Source organism: Streptomyces sp. NPDC052114 (genome assembly GCF_040680155.1).
Lineage (GTDB): Bacteria > Actinomycetota > Actinomycetes > Streptomycetales > Streptomycetaceae > Streptomyces.
Genome location: NZ_JBFAWC010000008.1, coordinates 346,620 through 363,541, shown reverse-complemented (window position 1 = coordinate 363,541; position 16,922 = coordinate 346,620). Strand labels below are relative to the sequence as shown.

Genomic DNA, 16,922 nt, shown 5'->3' with positions numbered 1-16,922 from the left:
TTCCCTCCGGGGTGTGCAAGGGAGTGGATCCGACCGGCCCCCGCCTGCCGGAAGGGAGGTGGGGACCGGTCGGAGATGGAGTGACCGTCAGGCGGAGACGGTGAAGCGAGCCGGGTCGATGCCGGCCGCGTCCAGTTCCTCGGTGGTGAAGCGCAGGGGAGTCATGTCGGGCCTCTTGCTATCGCCCAGCGCCCATGCGCCCTCACCGATCTCGGTGAGAGTGACGCACCCCTCGGTGCAGGGGCCACCGCACACCTTGTTGAACACGGCGGCCTCGGAGATGGGGAGTTCGTACAGGTCGGTCATCGCATGCCTTCCTGAGTAGACGACAGTCCCAGGGCAGGACTGTCCCCCGCCCGTGCCGGGCGGAAGTGATGGGGTGCCTGAATGTCAGGCAGTATCCAACCCCGCTCCCGTGATTTCTCGTTACTCGCCATGAATCCATCATCGGGACTCAAGCGCGGTGACGGAAGCGCTAGTTACGTTGACGCATAAATCCCTGGGCGGCTTCGGCGAGGAACGCTGTAACTGCGTCGCCCGTGATGGCATGCGACCAGAAAAGATCGAACAGACTGAGGTGCTGGGATATGTCTCGGGGGTCTCGCAACACGACCTCCCCGGAGAAGAGTTCGACCGTGACGAGCCGGTCGTCGTAGACGACAAAGATATTCATGGGGGTTCCCGGAACCTCGACAGACTGGGGAATGACCCCCAGGTGCACGTTCGGCTTCTCGTTCACCTTCGCCAAATGTGCGCACTGCGCGGCCATGACTTCTGAGGTCGCTCGGCGCCACCTGACGGCCTGCTCGGTCATCAAGAAGAAGAACGAGCGAGAGGCGTCGTCCAATACCTTCTGGCGCTCCATGCGGGCATCTACCGCCCTGGTCACGTCCCGGGCGGGATCGCTCTCGACGGTGGGCGAGAGGGTGGCCGTCGCGTAGTCCCGTACGTGCAAGAGGCCAGTAGGGACGGCAGGCAGAAAATGTCTCATGACCTGCGAGGAGGACTCCAGGGCCTTCAACTCGGCCTGTTTCTGGTACAGGCCCACGCGGGCATAAGCCCGCCAGGAGGCGTAGTCGACGTTCGCTCTGCGCGCCAGCCGCAGAATTTCTTCAGCCACTTCGCCAGGCACTGCAAGGGCCTTCAGGATGCGCTCAACGTCCATGACAGTGGGCAAAGCCCGACCGGTCTCGATTCGACTGATCTTCGTCTGGCTCATGTTGCAGCGAACGGCCAGGCGTTCACCGCTCAACCCAGAAGCGCGGCGGAGGCTCCGCGGAGCCCCCGCCAAATCCCTACGCTCCTGCGCCTGTGTCTCAGGTTCGATAGGCACGGAATGGAACTGCGCTTTCAAGTGCCAGGTCCCGCCACGCGAGATACTTGCTGATGCCGGGATCCTGGATCAGTTCGCGGTTGATCTGTGTCCCGTCGGCCCGGTAGTTCAGATGGACCACCGTGGTTTCGTCGAACAGCCAGAAGTCCTGTTCCGGGAGTTCCGGGTTCGGTCCGTCGGTCAAATCAACGATCTGGTAGTTCTCTCCGGCCGCGACATTGCCGGGGATGCACCACTCGAACAGATAGCGGCTGTAGTCGGTCAGCGGCTGCCGGACAATCTTGGCCCGCGTCATCCTGCGCCCGGCCACGGCGTGATCCCGGATCAGGTCATGCCACGATGCGTTGAAGTCCTCCGGCATCGGCTCCCCGGCGAGGAAGGCACGGACCGTCTCCGCCTCGGCGGGCATGGTGTAGGTCTGGTGGACCTCCAAGCGGAACGCGGAGCGCTTGAAGTCCCGGAAGTACGACTGCCACTCCTCCCCGTCCAGGAGGATCGGGCTAGAGCCATCCACGGGCACGTGCGGCCTCCTTCAGGATCTCCTCGGGGATCAGGACGACCGACTCCCCCTCGGGCGCCTGCCGGTCCACGTCGTATCCCTGGATCGCTAACACCGCGGGATCTGCCGTCTCGTACACAGTCGGGCAGTCGCCGTTGCCGCACTTGTCGTCGTCATCGCTCCGGCACGGTCCGCCCGCGATCATGCGTAGTCCGTCCACTGAGACCCCCTCCGGTCCTGTGTGGTCAGCAAGCTATGGACGGCATTCCCACGACACAAGGTAGGCCCGCGCTTCAGTCACGTACTCGCATAACTTGGTCGGCGTGAGTCACGACCGTATGGCCACTGACCAGGGGCGAAAGCAGCCCTGTTCCGGGGCCGCGCATGACCGGCAATGGCCGAGGTCAGGACCCTCCCACGGCGCCGGGGCCGAACCTTTCCGTTCAGTTGCCCGGCGCCGTGGGCACCGCAGCGGCTACTTGTCCAGCTGCTCCAGCGTCGCCACCGACGGGCCCCTGCGTGACTGCACGTCCCGTGCCACGTCCTCCGCCGCGCCCAGGACCCGTACCGCGTTCTGCCACGTCAGTTTGGCCAGGTCGGGCTTCGACCAGCCGCGGGTCAGGAGTTCCGCGATCAGGTTGGGGTAGCCCGACACGTCGTCCAGGCCGTCCGGGGTGAACGCCGTTCCGTCGTAGTCGCCGCCGATGCCGATGTGGTCGATGCCCGCCACCTCGCGCATGTGGTCGAGGTGGTCGGCGACCGTGGCGGTCGTCGCGATCGGGCGGGGGTTGCGCTCCTCGAAGGCCTCGTGGACCTTCATGGCCTCCGGCGTCGTGTCCAGGTGGTGGAAGCCGTTGGCGCGCATGTTCTCGTCCGCGGCCAGGGTCCAGTCGACCGCCGCCTGGAGGACGAACTTCGGCACGAACGTCGCCATCGCCACACCGCCGTTGCCCGGCAGCCGCTCCAGGACGTCGTCCGGGATGTTGCGCGGGTGGTCGCAGACCGCGCGCGAGGACGAGTGCGAGAAGATCACCGGCGCCGTGGAGGTGTCCAGGGCCGCCCGCATCGTCGTCGCCGCCACGTGGGAGAGGTCCACGAGCATGCCGACGCGGTTCATCTCGCGCACGACCTCGTGGCCGAACGGCGACAGACCGCCGACGCCCGGCTCGTCGGTCGCCGAGTCCGCCCACGCGATGTTGTCGTTGTGCGTGAGCGTCATGTAGCGGACGCCGAGCGTGTGGAACGCCCGCAGCGTGGCCAGGGAGTTGTTGATGGAGTGGCCGCCCTCGGCCCCCATCAGGGACGCGACGCGGCCCTCGCCCCGGACCTTCTCCATGTCCGCCGCCGTCAGCGCCCGGCCGAGTTCGGCCGGGTAGCGCGTCAGCAACTGATCGACGCAGTCGATCTGTTCGAGGGTCGCGCTGACCGCCGCGTCGCCGGACAGGTCCGTACGGACGTACACCGACCAGAACTGGGCGCCGACGCCGCCCGCGCGCAGGCGGGCGATGTCGGTGTGCAGGCGGCCCGTCTGGTCGGCGGCGATGTCGAGGCGGTCGATGTCGTAACCGGCCTTCTCGCGCAGCGCCCACGGCAGGTCGTTGTGGCCGTCGACCACGGGGAACCCGGCGAGCAGCGCACGTGCTTCTTCCAGCTTCTCGGGATGCGTCATACCCGTCACTGTGCCGGTCACTTCCCCGAACCGAAACCGAATCCGGAACCTGCCCCCTCGACCTTGGCGCGCAGGCGCTTGCCCTTCTCCGTCGCCTGGTCGTTCAGCTCCTGCTGGAAGTCCCGCATGCGGGAGAGGAGTTCGGGGTCGTGCGCCGCCAGGATGCGGGCGGCGAGCAGGCCCGCGTTGCGCGCGCCGCCGACCGAGACCGTCGCCACCGGGACGCCGGCCGGCATCTGCACGATGGAGAGCAGGCTGTCCATGCCGTCGAGGTACTTCAGCGGGACGGGCACGCCGATCACCGGCAGCGGGGTCACCGACGCCAGCATGCCGGGCAGGTGGGCCGCGCCGCCCGCGCCCGCGATGATCGCCTTGAGGCCTCGGTCGGCCGCCCGCTCGCCGTACGCGATCATCTCGTGCGGCATGCGGTGCGCGGAGACGACGTCGACCTCGAAGGGGATCTCGAACTCGTCGAGGGCCTTCGCAGCGGCCTCCATGACGGGCCAGTCCGAGTCGGAGCCCATGACGATGCCGACGACCGGGGACACGGGGGACGTACTCATTCGGTGATCGTTCCTCTGAGGTAGCCGGCTGCGTGACGGGCGCGCTCGAGCACGTCGTCCAGATCGTCGCCGTAGGTGTTCACGTGACCGACCTTGCGGCCGGGCTTCACGTCCTTGCCGTACATGTGGATCTTGAGCTGGGGGTCGCGGGCCATGCAGTGCAGGTACGCGGCGTACATGTCGGGGTAGTCCCCGCCGAGGACGTTCGCCATGACCGTCCACGGTGCGCGCGGGCGCGGGTCGCCCAGCGGCAGGTCGAGCACGGCGCGGACGTGGTTGGCGAACTGCGAGGTGATCGCGCCGTCCTGCGTCCAGTGGCCCGAGTTGTGCGGGCGCATCGCGAGTTCGTTGACCAGGATGCGGCCGTCACGGGTCTCGAAGAGCTCGACCGCGAGGTGGCCGACGACGCCGAGTTCCTTGGCCACGCGCAGCGCCAGCTCCTGCGCCTCGCCCGCCAGGGCCTCGTCCAGACCGGGCGCCGGGGCGATCACCGTGTCGCAGACGCCGTCGACCTGCTGGGACTCGACGACGGGATAGGCGACGGCCTGGCCGTGCGGCGAGCGGACGACGTTCGCCGCCAGTTCGCGCGCGAAGTCGACCTTCTCCTCCGCGAGCACCGGGACACCGGCCCGGAAGGGGTCTTCGGCGTCCTCGACGGAACGTACGAACCACACCCCCTTTCCGTCGTATCCACCACGCACCGTCTTCAGGATCACCGGGAATCCGTCGCCCTCGGCCGCGAAGGCGGCCACGTCGGCCGGGTCCTCCACGATCCGGTGGCGCGGACACGGCACCCCGATCGACATGAGCTTCTCGCGCATCACACCCTTGTCCTGGGCGTGCACCAACGCGTCGGGCCCCGGGCGCACGGGAATGCCGTCCGCCTCCAGGGCCCTGAGGTGCTCGGTGGGTACGTGTTCGTGATCGAAGGTGATCACGTCGCAGCCCCGCGCGAACTCGCGCAGCGTGTCGAGGTCGCGATAGTCGCCGATGACGACATCGCCGACGACCTGCGCCGCGGAATCCTGTGGGGTGTCACTGAGGAGCTTGAACTTGAGGCCGAGGGGGATGCCCGCCTCGTGGGTCATGCGGGCGAGCTGACCGCCGCCGACCATGCCGACTACCGGGAACGTCACACCCCCAGGGTATCGGCCGGTATCGGCCACCCGGGAACGGCCGGATCCCACGGCTGCCCGCCGCTCCTGTCACAGCGCCGCCACAGTGTCCGGGCGCCCCCGCGCGCGAGAGATGCCCGCTGGTTAGCATGGCGGGGTCGACACGACCGAAACACCAATCCGTCGGCACGTACACGACCGGCGAACGACCGGTACGAATCGACGGGGGCTGGGGCGACCACCATGACGGAGCGGGGCGCACTGCGGGTGCGGCTGGACCAGCTGGCACGCGAAGTTGCCAAGTTCGGTGCCGTGGGAGCGGTCGGAACGCTGGTCAACTTCGGTGTCTTCAACCTCGTGCGGCACGTCACGGACCTGCACGTGGTGCGCGCGAGCGTGATCGCCACGGTCGTCGCCATCGTCTTCAACTACGTGGGGTTCCGGTACTTCACCTACCGTGACCGCGACAAGAGCGGCCGCACCAAGGAGCTCACGCTCTTCCTGCTGTTCAGCGCGGTCGGCCTGGTCATCGAGAACGGCGTGCTCTACGCGGCGACGTACTGGTTCGGCTGGGACGGCAGGCTGGAGGCGAACTTCTTCAAGTTCCTCGGCATGGGCATCGCGACGCTCTTCCGCTTCTGGTCCTACCGCACCTGGGTGTTCAAGGCGCTGCCCGCCCGCGAGGCCGTCGCCCATGCCGAATCGTTCCTGGAGGACTCGGACGAACGGCCCGTGGCGCGCCGCGCGAGCTGAGCCCGCCGTCCCCGTCCGCCCGGCCGCTCCGCTTGGCCTCTTGGCCCCTCGGCCCTGCGGCCCTTCGTCCCTCACCGGACGGTCTGCGTGTCCTCCGCGGTCCGCGACGGGGGCGTGCGCGACAGGAAGAGGCCGAAGACGGGCGGCTTCGTCTGGAGCATCTCCAGACGCCCGCCGTCCGCCTCGGCCAGATCCCGGGCCACCGCGAGGCCGATTCCCGTCGAATTGCGGCCGCTGATCGTCCGCTCGAAGATCCGCGCCCCCAGGTCGGGCGGGACGCCGGGCCCCTCGTCCGTGACCTCGATGACCGCCTGGTTGCCGGTCACGCGGGTCCGCAGCGCGACCGTGCCGCCCCCGTGCATCAGGGAGTTCTCGATCAGCGCCGCGAGGACCTGCGCCACCGCGCCCGGCGTGCCCACCGCCTCCAGGTGCCGCTTGCCCGAGCTGACGATCGCGCGGCCCACGCTGCGGTAGGCGGGGCGCCACTCCTCCAGCTGCTGCTTGATGACCTCGTCCAGGTCGAAGGAGACCGCGGAGCCGGTGCGCGGGTCGCGGGAGTTGGTCAGCAGGCGCTCCACGACGTCGGTGAGCCGCTCGACCTGGGCCAGCGCGATCGTCGCCTCCTCCTTCACCGTGTCCAGCTCGTCGGTGACGGTGATCTCCTCCAGGCGCATGGACAGCGCGGTCAGCGGCGTGCGCAGCTGGTGCGAGGCGTCGGCGGCCAGGCGCCGCTCGGCGGTCAGCATGCGTCCGATGCGCTCGGCCGAGGAGTCCAGGACGTCGGCGACGCGGTCCAGCTCCGGCACGCCGTACCGCTTGTGCCGGGGCCGGGGGTCGCCGGAGCCGAGGCGCTCCGCGGTCTCGGCGAGGTCGGTGAGCGGCGACGCCAGACGGTTGGCCTGGCGTACGGCGAGGAGCACGGCGGCGACGATGGCGAGCAGGGCCACGGCGGCGATGATCAGGAGGGTGCGGCCGACCTCGCGGGTGACGGCGGCCTTCGGCTCCTCGACGGTGACCATCTCGCCCTGCTCGCCGGGGCGGGTGGCGCTGATGACGTCGCCGGCGGGGCGGTCACCGATCTCGATGGGGGCGCGGCCCGGGATGTCGATGCGGGCGTACCGGTCGCCGGCGACCTGGTCGCTCAGGACGTCGCCGGTGATCCGCTCGTCGCTGATGAGCCGGCTGTCCACGATGCTGGCGAGGCGCAGGGCCTCGGAGTCGACGCGTTCCTGGGCGCTGCTGCTGATGGTCCTCGTCTCGACGATGACGAGGCTCACCCCGAAGACGGCGATCACCACGAGGACGACGGCGAGGGTGCTGTTGATCAATCGGCGGCGCATAGGTTCAGTGTGCCGCGAATGAGGCGGGCCCCGTCAGGGCGGCCCGAAGGGGCGCGGGCGGGCTGATCACGCGGTTCCCCGCGCCCCTGACGGGGCTCGGCCCTCCGTAGGGCGTGCCGTCAGCTCTTCTCGAAGCGGAAACCGACGCCCCGGACCGTCGCGATGTACCGCGGGTTCGCCGCGTCGTCGCCCAGCTTCTTGCGGAGCCAGGAGATGTGCATGTCGAGCGTCTTGGTGGACGACCACCACGTCGTGTCCCAGACCTCCCGCATCAGCTGGTCGCGGGTGACGACGCGGCCCGCGTCGCGCACCAGGACCCGCAGGAGGTCGAACTCCTTGGCGGTGAGCTGGAGTTCCTCGTCGCCCATCCACGCACGGTGCGACTCGACGTCGATCCGCACGCCGTGCGTGGCGGGCGCCTCCTTGGGCTCGGTGGCCCCGCGCCGGAGCAGGGCCCGCACGCGGGCGAGCAGCTCGGCGAGGCGGAACGGCTTGGTCACGTAGTCGTCGGCGCCGGCGTCCAGGCCGACGACGGTGTCCACCTCGTCGGCGCGCGCGGTCAGGATGAGGATCGGCACCGTGAGCCCGTCGGCCCGCAGTCGCCGGGCCACCTCCAGGCCGTCCATCCCGGGCAGCCCCAGGTCCAGTACGACCAGATCGACGCCGCCCTGCAGTCCGGCGTCGAGAGCGGTCGGGCCGTCCTCACGCACTTCGACCTCGTAACCCTCCCTGCGCAGGGCGCGGGCCAGCGGCTCCGAGATGGACGCGTCGTCCTCGGCGAGCAGTACACGGGTCATGGGGTGATGGTAGTCCGCGGTGGACAACAGGCGTGCGGTGATCGCACAGTGGAGGTCAGGGCCTGCGGCTGTGGGAAGCGATTCTGTGAAACACCTTTGATTGTGTGCCGTTGGTTGCAGCGACACCTGTGATCCATCTCTCAAGTCCTTCCATATGCATCCCTGACGTGTCGTATGGTGACCCAACGCCTGATGCACTACTCAAGGACCTATGGCCCGCTGTGCGCGCCTTAGGTCTCTTTTATGTGCGGGCTGGCCTCGGCCAGCCTTGAAAGGAATGACCTGTGGTCGGGCCCTGCGCGCGAGGAAGCGCCCAGGGTGTGGATCCCGGAGTCGCCGTCCGACACCTCCTCCCGCGGAGGTGAACCGCCCCTGGGCGTGGGGTCTGGACGTACGACAACGGTGCCGACCGCCCCCCACCGGGCGCGCTCACGCTCCTGCCGCGCGTCCCGAACCCACGAGGATCGACCCATGGCGTCCAGCCTGACGAAGGACTCCGCCAGTACCCCTGGCTCCGAGAAGACCTTCTTCGGCCACCCCCGCGGACTGGCCACTCTCTTCATGACCGAGATGTGGGAGCGCTACAGCTTCTACGGCATGAAGGCCCTGCTCCCGCTGTACCTGATCGCCCCCGGCGGCATGCACATGAGTGCCACCACGGCGACGGCGATCTACTCCGTCTACATGTCGATGGTCTACCTGCTCGCCATGCCCGGCGGCTGGATGGCCGACCGTTTCTGGGGACCCCGCAAGACGGTCATCATCGGTGCCGCCGTGGTGATCCTCGGCCACATCACGCTCGCGCTGCCGAGCTCGGCGTCCTTCTTCGCCGGTCTCGCGCTCGTCGCACTCGGCTCCGGCCTCCTGAAGGCGAACATCTCCGTGATGGTCGGCCACCTCTACGACGGCCCGGAGGACCCGCGCCGTGACGGTGGCTTCACGCTCTTCTACATCGGCATCAACCTCGGTGCCTTCCTCGCCCCGCTGTCCATCGGCACGGTCGGCGAGAACGTCAACTGGCACTTCGGCTTCGCGCTCGCCGCGGTCGGCATGGCGCTGGGTCTCCTCCAGTTCGTCATCGGCTCGCGCCACCTGAGCGCGCAGAGCAGCGTCGTCTCCGAGCCCGCCACCCCCGAGCAGCGCTCGCGCGCCCTGCGCAACGGCCTGATCTGGCTGATCGTCGCCGCCGCGCTCTACACGATGCTCGGTGTCACCGGGAACTTCGCCGACTGGGCGCTGATGCCGCTCATCATCGCGGGCCTGATCATCCCGATCGTCGTCCTGGCCCGCATGAAGCGCGACAAGGAGCTCACGCAGCTGGAGCAGGCCAAGCTCTCCGGTTACGTCTGGTTCTTCGTCGTCGCCGCCGTCTTCTGGATGATCTACGACCAGAACGGCTCGACCCTGTCGATCTTCGGCAAGACCTCGACGACGAACAGCCTGCTCGGGTTCGACTTCCCGACCTCCTGGTACCAGTCGCTGAACCCGATCTTCATCATGGCGCTGGCCCCCGTGGTCGCCTCGGCGTGGCTGTGGCTGAACAAGCGGGGCAAGGAGCCGAGCACGGCCGTCAAGTTCGCCTCCAGCCTCACGCTGATCGGCATCTCCTTCGCCGTCTTCCTCATCCCGCTGATCGACACCGCCAACAACGGCGGCCGGGTCAGCCCGATGTGGCTGGTCTCGATCTACTTCATCCAGACGGTCGGCGAGCTCTGCCTCTCCCCGGTCGGCCTGTCGCTGACCACGAAGATGGCGCCCGCGAAGTACAGCGCCCAGATGATGGGTGTCTGGTTCCTCGCGGTCACCGCGGGCGACTCGATCACGGGCCTGCTCACGTCCCCGCAGCTCGGCGTCGACCTGAACAATTCGGGCGCGGTCGCCGTCGAGGCGGTCATCGCGGTCCTCGCGGGCTTCGGCATCTGGTCGTCCCGCAAGAAGGTCAAGGAACTGATGGGCTCGGTCAACTGACCCCCACCTCCTGAGAACCCGAGAAAAGGGCCGTCGCTCCGTGGAGCGGCGGCCCTTCGCTCTTGCTGCCTCAGTGGGCGGGCGTCTCGGCCCGACTACTTCGTCTCGACCTTCCAGGAGCGCGTGAAGCTGCTGAACCCGCACATCACGGTGGACTTCTGGCCGGGCTTCTTCCAGGAGCCGTACTGCGTCATCGCGATGGTGTGCTCCTGCCCCATCCCCGCACCCTTGACGACGTCACAGACGAGCTTGACCCGGTGCTTCTTGATCTTCTTGCCCGAGGCGGACTTCTTGCAGGACGACGTGGCCTTCGGACGGCCCAGGTCGAGGGTCACCGAAGACTTGCACTTGTACTTGGCCCCTGCGGCCGCAGCCGGAGCCGCCGTCGCGAGACCGAGGCCCCCCGTCATCAGGACGGCCGCGAGCGCCCCCGAAGCCAGCTTCTTCTTCACGTTCATGTGGACTTCCCCTTAAACCCCGTTTGATCGCGTTCGCCATGGTCAGGGCGACATCGCGGTACATGGTGACGCTATGGAACAAGATCCACTCCAGGCAATGCGCCGAGGGAATCCCTGAGCAAGATTTGAGGAACGGGACTCTCCGATTCCTTTTCATGGCCATGCCTCGTGTCACGCGAACAGAGGGGCCGTTCCACCACCCTCAGTGGTGAAGCCGAGCGTTTCTGCGGTAGCCGAGAGCTCCGCCGGTGGACCATCTGGCCATGCGTCGTGCGTTGTTCATCCTGGCCCTGTGCGGGGCGTTGCTGTCGTCCGGTGCGGCCGTCGAGGCCGCGCCCGAGCCGTCGCCCGGGCGGTTCTTCGCGTACGGAGGCCATGCCCGGCAGAACGTCACCGTGTACGGCGACGGGGGCATCCCGCTCGTGATCCTGCACGGCGGGTACTGGTCCAAGGACACCGACTGGAGCGGCTGGGCGCGGTGGTTCGCGGGCCGGGGCTTCACCGTGTACGACACCGACTACCGGCTCACCTCGGACGCGGTCTGGCCCGCGCAGCGCGACGACGTGCTCGCGGCGCTGCGCTGGATCAGCCGGCGGGAGAGCGGCCGGCGGCCGCTGGTGCTCGGCTCCTCGGCGGGCGGGCACCTGGCCCTCCAGGCGGGGGCCTACGGGGCGGGGCGCACGCGCGTGCGGGGCGTGGTCGCGCTCTCGCCCGTCGCGTCGCCCCACCGCGCCTGGACGGACGGCGCCCGGCCCGGGGCCTCCGCCGAGCGGCGGGAGCTGCGCCGGGCCGCCGAGCGGCTCGCCGGGTGTGCGCCGGACCGCGCGGGGCGGCTCTGCCGGGAGCGGTGGGACGACCTCGCCGTCCTCTCCCACGCCTCGGGCCCGGACGACGCCCCGCTGTTCCTCGTCCACTCGGCGGACGACTTCGTCCCGCCGGTCCACTCGGCCGACCTCGCGGTCGCGCAGCACCGGGAGGGACTGGACGACGTGACGGTGCGGACGGTGCGGGGGTCCGCGCACGGGGGCCCGCTGCTGCGGCGCCCTGGGATGGCCCGGGACGTACGGGAGTGGCTGCTGCGGCACGCCTAGGCGCCCCCGAGGGGCGTGCCCCCCCAGGGGCGCGGGGAACTGCGCGATCGGCCCGCGACGGCTCGACGGCGGGCGCGGCTTTGTCCTCGGCCGCTCGCGCAGTTCCCGCGCTCCTTACGGGGCTCGCCTAACGCAGTCCGCGGCGCCGCTTCGGCAGGAACGTGAAGACGGCCCCGCCGAGCAGGATCACCGTCCCGGCGACCAGCCCGAGCGCCCGCAGCGCCCCGTTGTCCTCGGCACCGGTGTCGGCGAGGCCGCCGCCGGACGCGGAGCCGCCGGCCGCCGAGCCGCCCGAGGCGGAGCCGCCCGCCGAACCGCCCGCCGAGCCGGAGCCGCCGGACGCGCCGCCCGGCTGGGCCTTCGTGTCGATCTCCAGGGAGACCTCGCTCTTGGCGGGCGTGCACGTCGTGGTCGTACCGAGCGCCTTCACCGTCAGGACGCCAGGCGACAGCGTCGACTTCCCGTCGGCGCCCGGCTTGTACGTGCCGGTCAGGTCGGGGATCGTCATCGGGTCACCGGACTTGATGGGCTCCTTGTTGGTCGGGCCCTCGACATGCACGGTGCCCTTGTCCGCGCCGCCCAGCGCGACCTCCATCGACGGCTTCACGGAGTCCGCCGGGATGTCGGCGGGGCTGTCCATCACGGCCTTCTTGAACTGCACGGTGAGGCCGTAACTCCCGCCGTCCTTCTTGGCGTTGATCTGGACGGGCGAGGTGGCCTCCTTGTCGCCGATGGGCGTCTTGCACTTGTAGGGGGTCTGGACCTCCTTGCCGGGGAAGTCGGTCTGCCCGTCACCGCCGCCGGTCGAGCCGCCCGAGGACCCGCCGGTCGAGCCGCCCGAGGACCCGCCGGTCGAGCCACCGGACGTACCGCCGTTCGAGCCGCCCGAGGCGCCACCGGTACCGCCCGAGCTGCCTCCCGTGCCCCCGGTCCCGCCCGAACTGCCGCCGCCCGCCGTCACCTTGATCGTCGCGCCCGCCGCCACCTGCTCCTTCGGCGTGCACTTGGTGTCGGTCGAGATCGGCTTGTTGACGTTGATGTTGTACGCGTCCGGGGTGAGCGTCACCTCGCCCGCGGCGGTCAGCTTCAGCTTGCCCTTCATGTCGGAGAGGATCATGGGGCTGTTCTTCTTGATGGGCGGGTTCTTGCGCTCGCCCGTCAGCTTCAGCTCACCGCTCTGGCCGCCGCCCAGCTTGACGGTGCCGGTCGGCTGCACGGTGTTCTCGGCCAGGTCGAGGACGTCGGGGTTCTTCGACGCGGCCTGCGTCGTCTTCCACACGACGTCGACCTCGTCGCCCACCTTCGCCGTGGCGGGCGCGCTGATCTCCACCTTGGTGGTGCCCTGCACGGGCGGCAGGCCGGAGATCGCCGGGGGGATGCACTCCGTCTTGTACGCGACCTCGGCGGCCTGTGCGGGCCCCGCGGTCAGCAGGATGCCCGCGCCGCCGAGCAGCAGCGCCACCGAGGCCGCGCCGGCTCTCCGTCGATGCGTGATCACGTGTTTCCCTTCGTCGGACTGTTGTCGGACGGTGCGGAGAGCCGGCCTGTGGGAGCGCCGGGGTCGGTGTCGGGCGTGAACCACGGCAGGGAGGCGGTCGACTCCGTCGTGCCGGGGGTGCCCGAGGGTTTCGTACGGGGGGTGCGGGGCGCCCGCGCCCTGTCGTCCGCCGCGAGCGCGCCCTGCGGGAGCCGCAGCCCGGGCAGCTTCCCCGCGAGCTCGGACAGACCGCCGCCGCGGTGGCGCCCGGCGGGCGCGGCGCGGCGCCGGTGCGGGCGCAGCCGGTCGACGACCGCCATGCCGATGCGGAAGACGGCCGCGGGGACGACGACGCAGAGCAGGATCCAGAAGAGGGTCACGCCCCAGGGGCGGCCCACGCCCCACGGCTGCTCGGCGAGGACCTTCCCGCCGAACTTCAGCGAGACCAGGTAGTCGCCGTGCGCGCCCGCCGAGAGCTCCACCGGCAGCTTGATCTGCGCCTTCTTGCCGGGAGCCAGGGTGCCGCGCCACTGCTGCTCCTCCCACTGCGGGGCGAACACGCCGTGGGAGGTGCCGACCTGGAAGACGGGGTTCTTGACGGGGGCCGAGCCGACGTTGCCCACGGTGAGGACGAGCGTGCGCTGCGCCGGGGCGCCGAACCAGGTCAGAAGGCCGCTGGAGCCGTCCAGGCGGGTGTCCGTCAGGACGGAGAGCCGGCCGCCCGTGGCCTGCTCGGGCAGCGGCTTCACGGGGTGGCCCGCGACCTTCAGCGCGGTGTCGACCTGCGCCTTCTCGCCCGTCACGGTGGCCACGTGGACGACGCAGGGGCAGGGCCTCGGCGGCTCGGCCACGGGGAGCTTCTTGCTGAAGGCACCGTCGGCGTCCGTGGTGACGGCGAGCCCCTCGGAGTTGGCACAGGAGTTGGTCCCGCCGACGACGCCCTTGGCGGGGGTGGCCTGGCCGCAGACCAGCAGCATGAGCAGCGCCCTGGAGCGCCAGCCGGCCCCCTTGACGGTGACGGAACCTCCCTTGCCCGCCTGGGACTTGGAGAGGGCGACGGTGGGCTTGTCGGCGGCGACGGACGCCGCGGACGACGCCACCGCCACGGACGACCCGGCCGCCGTGGACGACGCCACCGCCACGGACGACCCGGCCGCCGCGCCGCCCTGCGGCAGCAGCATCCCGCCGAGCACCGCCGCCACCGCCACCGCCAGGCCCGCCGCACGACGGCCCGTCCCGCGCCGTCGCCTCCGGGCGCGCCCGCCCGGCGCCCCGTCCGACCGGTCTGCCCACATGCCGCTCACCGGACCTCTCCCGTTCCAGCCGTCGCCAACTCCCGTGCCACGTCCTGCTCCTCGGACTCCGGCGGCACAGCCGCGTCCCGTCTGCGGCGGCGTACGAGACGGTGGGCGGCCGCGGCGGCGGCGAGGAGCAGGGCCGCCCCGCCCGTCACCGCGCCCCACGGCACGAAGCGGTGCGAAGCCCGGGCCGTGTCACGGGCGCCGCCCGCCGCCGTGGCCGTGAGCCGCACGTCGGCCGCGTCGAACGCGGGGGCGTCCGGCCACGGCTCGGTCAGGGAGACGCGGCGGCCGGGCAGCAGCTCGACCGGCAGGGTGCGCGCGGGCCGGTCGATGAGCGTGCCGAAGACGCCCTTCGCGTGGACCGCCAGCCTGGGGGTCAGCACGGTGTTGCCGCGGTTGACCAGGTCGTACGCGATGCGCCCGGCGTCCTCGTCGACCTTCACGCGCTCCACGGTGAGCGCCGAGAGCGTCGGCCCGCCGACCCGCAGATGCACCCGCACGCCGACCGTGCGGCCGCCGCCGCTCACCACGACCGCCCCGGGGTGGTCGCCGGGCAGCGCGTCCGCGGGCACCGTCAGGGTGAACGGCACCTCCGCGCGGGTGCGCGACGGCACCGTCACCCGCTGCTTCGCGAAGGTGATCCACGCCCCGGTGTCCTTGGGCTTCCCCTTGGCCGGGGTGAGGGAGAACTCGCCGGAGCCGGTGTTGTCCGCGTCCGCGCCGCGCAGCGAGACCGTGCGGGGCCTCGGCCCCGGATTGGTGACGGACAGGGTGTCCTGGAGCACCGTGCCGGGGGCGCCCTCGGCGTAGAAGGAGGGCCTGCCGTCCTTCGCGGGGCGCGTGCCGCCGCCCGCGGAGGGCGCGGCGGACCACCGCTCGGAGCCGCCGCCGTCCGCGTACGCGGGGGTCGCGGCCGCCGCCAGCAGGGCGAGCGCGACCAGGGCGGCCCGCGCGGAGGACGTCGTCGGCGGCTTCGGCGGCATCGGCGGCTCCTGGTCGTCGGTCCTGGTCGTGGGGCGCGGAGTTCCTGCGGCGTCCGCTACCGCGAGCGCGCCGCCTGGTTCCTGCGGGTCAGCCAGAGCGCACCCGCCGCGCCCGCGAGCAGCACGGTGCCGCCGAGGGTGCCGAGCGCGATCGCGGAGTCCGCGGGGCCGGTCTGCGGGAGTTCCCCGCCGCCGGAGGGGGTGCTGTCGGACCCGCCGGACCCGTCCGACGTACCGCCGGAGCCCGCGTCGGAGCCACCGGAGCCGGAGCCGCCCGAGCCGCCGCCGGAGCCCTTGACGTCCAGTTCGAGGGACGGCTTGGGGTTGTTGGAGGGCGTGCACGTGGTGGTCGTGCCGAGCGCCTTGATCGTGAGGACCCCGGCCGTGAAGGTGACCTTGCCGCTCTTCTTGGGCGTGTACGTGCCCGACAGGTCACTGATCTTGATGGGGGTGTTGGCCGGGATCGCCTCCGCGTTCGTCGCCCCGGAGACCGGCACCGTGCCGCTCTCCGCGCCGCCCAGCTTGATCAGCGCGCTCGGCTTCATCGCGCCCTTGCCGAGCTCCACGGGGCTGGAGGAGACGCCCTTCTGGAAGGACATGGTGAGTTTGTAGCCGCTGCCGCTCTTGACGCTCTTGATGTCGATCGGCGAGACGGCGCTCTTGTTCCCGATGGGTGTCTTGCACTGGTAGTCGACGTCCTGGACGGTGGCCTGCGCGGCGGGGGCGGCCATCAGCACCGCTGAGCCGCCGGCCAGGGCGGTGGCAAGCGCGAGCGCGGCCGATTTCTTGTACGACACCTCGTGATCCCCTCATGCCGGTCGTCGTGGCGTGCCGCGGTGCGGAGTAACGCTGGATTACTGACGGCACATCAGATTGGGCGCTCAAGGTACGCCCGGGACCTTGTCGAGGGAAGACAAAGGACGCGCCGGATCGCGATGATCCGGCGCGTGCACGAACCGTGGGTAACAGCCGTGGCCCAAGGCCTGTGGCGGGCGGGCGCTCCGGCCCGCACCCCGTGCGGGCGCTCCGGCCCGCGCCCTGCGCGGGCGCCCCGGCCTGCGCCCTACGCGGGCGCGCCCAGCTCCGCCCAGACCGTCTTGCCCGTGACCCCGGGCGTACGGACGACGCCCCAGTCCAGGCAGAGCCGCTGGACGATGAACATCCCGTGCCCGCCGGGGCGCCCGGCGCGGTGCGGGGTGCGCGGCGCCGGCTGGCCCGCGCCGCGGTCGGACACCTCGATGCGCAGCACCTTGCCGTCGCAGGAGAGCCAGAGCTCGTCCGGGCCCTCGGCGTGCAGGCAGGCGTTGGTGACGAGCTCGGACACGACCAGGAGCACGTCCTCGGCGGCGGCCCTGCGGTCGGCGCTGTCCGCGGGGAGCCAGCCCCAGGCGTGCAGCGCCTGGCGCGTGTAGTCCCGGGCGAGCGGAACGATGCCGCTCGCACCGTTCAGGCTCAGCCTGCGGATCTGCCGAGCCGCGGGCACCCCGGAGACCTGGTCCGCGGGAGCGTCCGCGACGGCGGCCTCGGACTCCGGGCCGCGGTCGCCCGGCGAGTAAGGCCGGGTGGTGCTCATCA

Annotated in this window: 18 protein-coding genes; 3 read left to right on the top strand and 15 right to left on the bottom strand. The window is 70.7% G+C overall.

Annotated elements, in window-relative coordinates; translation table 11 throughout:
* Positions 1-87: 87 nt before the first annotated feature.
* The 7 genes from AB0L89_RS20225 to AB0L89_RS20195 all read right to left on the bottom strand — a co-directional run bounded on the left by AB0L89_RS20225 (position 88) and on the right by AB0L89_RS20195 (position 5,251).
* A complete protein-coding gene (locus tag AB0L89_RS20225) occupies positions 88-306 on the bottom strand; it encodes a DUF397 domain-containing protein (RefSeq protein ID WP_365142604.1) in 219 nt (72 codons plus the stop codon).
* A gap of 169 nt (positions 307-475) precedes the next feature.
* Positions 476-1,333, bottom strand: a complete 858-nt coding sequence (locus tag AB0L89_RS20220) for a helix-turn-helix transcriptional regulator (RefSeq protein WP_365142714.1) — start codon at positions 1,331-1,333, stop codon at positions 476-478.
* On the bottom strand, positions 1,317-1,853 hold the full coding sequence (locus AB0L89_RS20215; protein ID WP_365142602.1) for a DUF6879 family protein: 537 nt from the start codon (positions 1,851-1,853) through the stop codon (positions 1,317-1,319). Before AB0L89_RS20215 ends, AB0L89_RS20220 begins: the two co-directional genes overlap by 17 nt.
* The gene (locus AB0L89_RS20210; protein WP_365142712.1) at positions 1,834-2,037 is read right to left on the bottom strand and encodes a hypothetical protein; all 204 of its coding nucleotides are present in this window, start codon (positions 2,035-2,037) and stop codon (positions 1,834-1,836) included. Before AB0L89_RS20210 ends, AB0L89_RS20215 begins: the two co-directional genes overlap by 20 nt.
* 270 nt (positions 2,038-2,307) lie before the next feature.
* Positions 2,308-3,501, bottom strand: coding sequence for a dipeptidase (locus tag AB0L89_RS20205; protein WP_365142600.1), 1,194 nt, complete (start codon positions 3,499-3,501; stop codon positions 2,308-2,310).
* Between the two features lie 17 nt (positions 3,502-3,518).
* Positions 3,519-4,064, bottom strand: coding sequence for a 5-(carboxyamino)imidazole ribonucleotide mutase (gene purE / locus AB0L89_RS20200; RefSeq protein ID WP_365142598.1), 546 nt, complete (start codon positions 4,062-4,064; stop codon positions 3,519-3,521).
* Complete coding sequence (locus tag AB0L89_RS20195) at positions 4,061-5,251, bottom strand: 5-(carboxyamino)imidazole ribonucleotide synthase (RefSeq protein WP_365142596.1); 1,191 nt, start codon at positions 5,249-5,251, stop codon at positions 4,061-4,063. The genes purE and AB0L89_RS20195 overlap by 4 nt, the downstream gene beginning before the upstream one ends.
* 171 nt (positions 5,252-5,422) lie before the next feature.
* Here AB0L89_RS20195 and AB0L89_RS20190 point away from each other — a divergent pair, with 171 nt between their 5' ends.
* Positions 5,423-5,932 (top strand): GtrA family protein, encoded by a 510-nt coding sequence (locus tag AB0L89_RS20190; RefSeq protein ID WP_365142594.1) that lies wholly within the window; start codon positions 5,423-5,425, stop codon positions 5,930-5,932.
* Between the two features lie 71 nt (positions 5,933-6,003).
* On the opposite strand, the gene AB0L89_RS20185 is transcribed toward AB0L89_RS20190, so the two are convergent.
* A complete protein-coding gene (locus AB0L89_RS20185) occupies positions 6,004-7,272 on the bottom strand; it encodes an ATP-binding protein (RefSeq protein ID WP_365142592.1) in 1,269 nt (422 codons plus the stop codon).
* 119 nt (positions 7,273-7,391) lie between these two features.
* Positions 7,392-8,069 carry a response regulator transcription factor gene (locus AB0L89_RS20180; RefSeq protein WP_055567988.1) on the bottom strand — a complete coding sequence of 226 codons (678 nt, stop codon included), beginning with the start codon at positions 8,067-8,069 and terminating at the stop codon, positions 7,392-7,394.
* Between the two features lie 471 nt (positions 8,070-8,540).
* On the opposite strand from AB0L89_RS20180, the gene AB0L89_RS20175 reads away from it, so the two are divergent.
* Complete coding sequence (locus tag AB0L89_RS20175) at positions 8,541-10,037, top strand: oligopeptide:H+ symporter (protein WP_365142590.1); 1,497 nt, start codon at positions 8,541-8,543, stop codon at positions 10,035-10,037.
* 95 nt (positions 10,038-10,132) lie between these two features.
* Here AB0L89_RS20175 and AB0L89_RS20170 read toward each other — a convergent pair whose 3' ends face one another.
* Positions 10,133-10,495, bottom strand: coding sequence for a hypothetical protein (locus AB0L89_RS20170; protein WP_365142588.1), 363 nt, complete (start codon positions 10,493-10,495; stop codon positions 10,133-10,135).
* A 263-nt stretch (positions 10,496-10,758) separates the two neighbouring features.
* On the opposite strand from AB0L89_RS20170, the gene AB0L89_RS20165 reads away from it, so the two are divergent.
* Positions 10,759-11,586, top strand: coding sequence for an alpha/beta hydrolase (locus AB0L89_RS20165; protein WP_365142587.1), 828 nt, complete (start codon positions 10,759-10,761; stop codon positions 11,584-11,586).
* A 127-nt stretch (positions 11,587-11,713) separates the two neighbouring features.
* On the opposite strand, the gene AB0L89_RS20160 is transcribed toward AB0L89_RS20165, so the two are convergent.
* The 5 genes from AB0L89_RS20160 to AB0L89_RS20140 all read right to left on the bottom strand — a co-directional run bounded on the left by AB0L89_RS20160 (position 11,714) and on the right by AB0L89_RS20140 (position 16,920).
* Positions 11,714-13,081, bottom strand: a complete 1,368-nt coding sequence (locus tag AB0L89_RS20160) for a hypothetical protein (protein WP_365142710.1) — start codon at positions 13,079-13,081, stop codon at positions 11,714-11,716.
* Positions 13,081-14,244: a hypothetical protein gene (locus AB0L89_RS20155; RefSeq protein WP_365142708.1), complete on the bottom strand. Its 1,164-nt coding sequence runs from the start codon at positions 14,242-14,244 to the stop codon at positions 13,081-13,083. The genes AB0L89_RS20160 and AB0L89_RS20155 overlap by 1 nt, the downstream gene beginning before the upstream one ends.
* A 119-nt stretch (positions 14,245-14,363) precedes the next feature.
* On the bottom strand, positions 14,364-15,347 hold the full coding sequence (locus AB0L89_RS20150; RefSeq protein ID WP_365142585.1) for a hypothetical protein: 984 nt from the start codon (positions 15,345-15,347) through the stop codon (positions 14,364-14,366).
* 56 nt (positions 15,348-15,403) lie between these two features.
* Entirely contained in the window at positions 15,404-16,144 is a 741-nt protein-coding gene (locus tag AB0L89_RS20145; protein WP_365142583.1) for an LPXTG cell wall anchor domain-containing protein, read from the bottom strand.
* Between the two features lie 266 nt (positions 16,145-16,410).
* Positions 16,411-16,920, bottom strand: a complete 510-nt coding sequence (locus tag AB0L89_RS20140; protein WP_365142581.1) for an ATP-binding protein — start codon at positions 16,918-16,920, stop codon at positions 16,411-16,413.
* Positions 16,921-16,922: the final 2 nt, after the last annotated feature.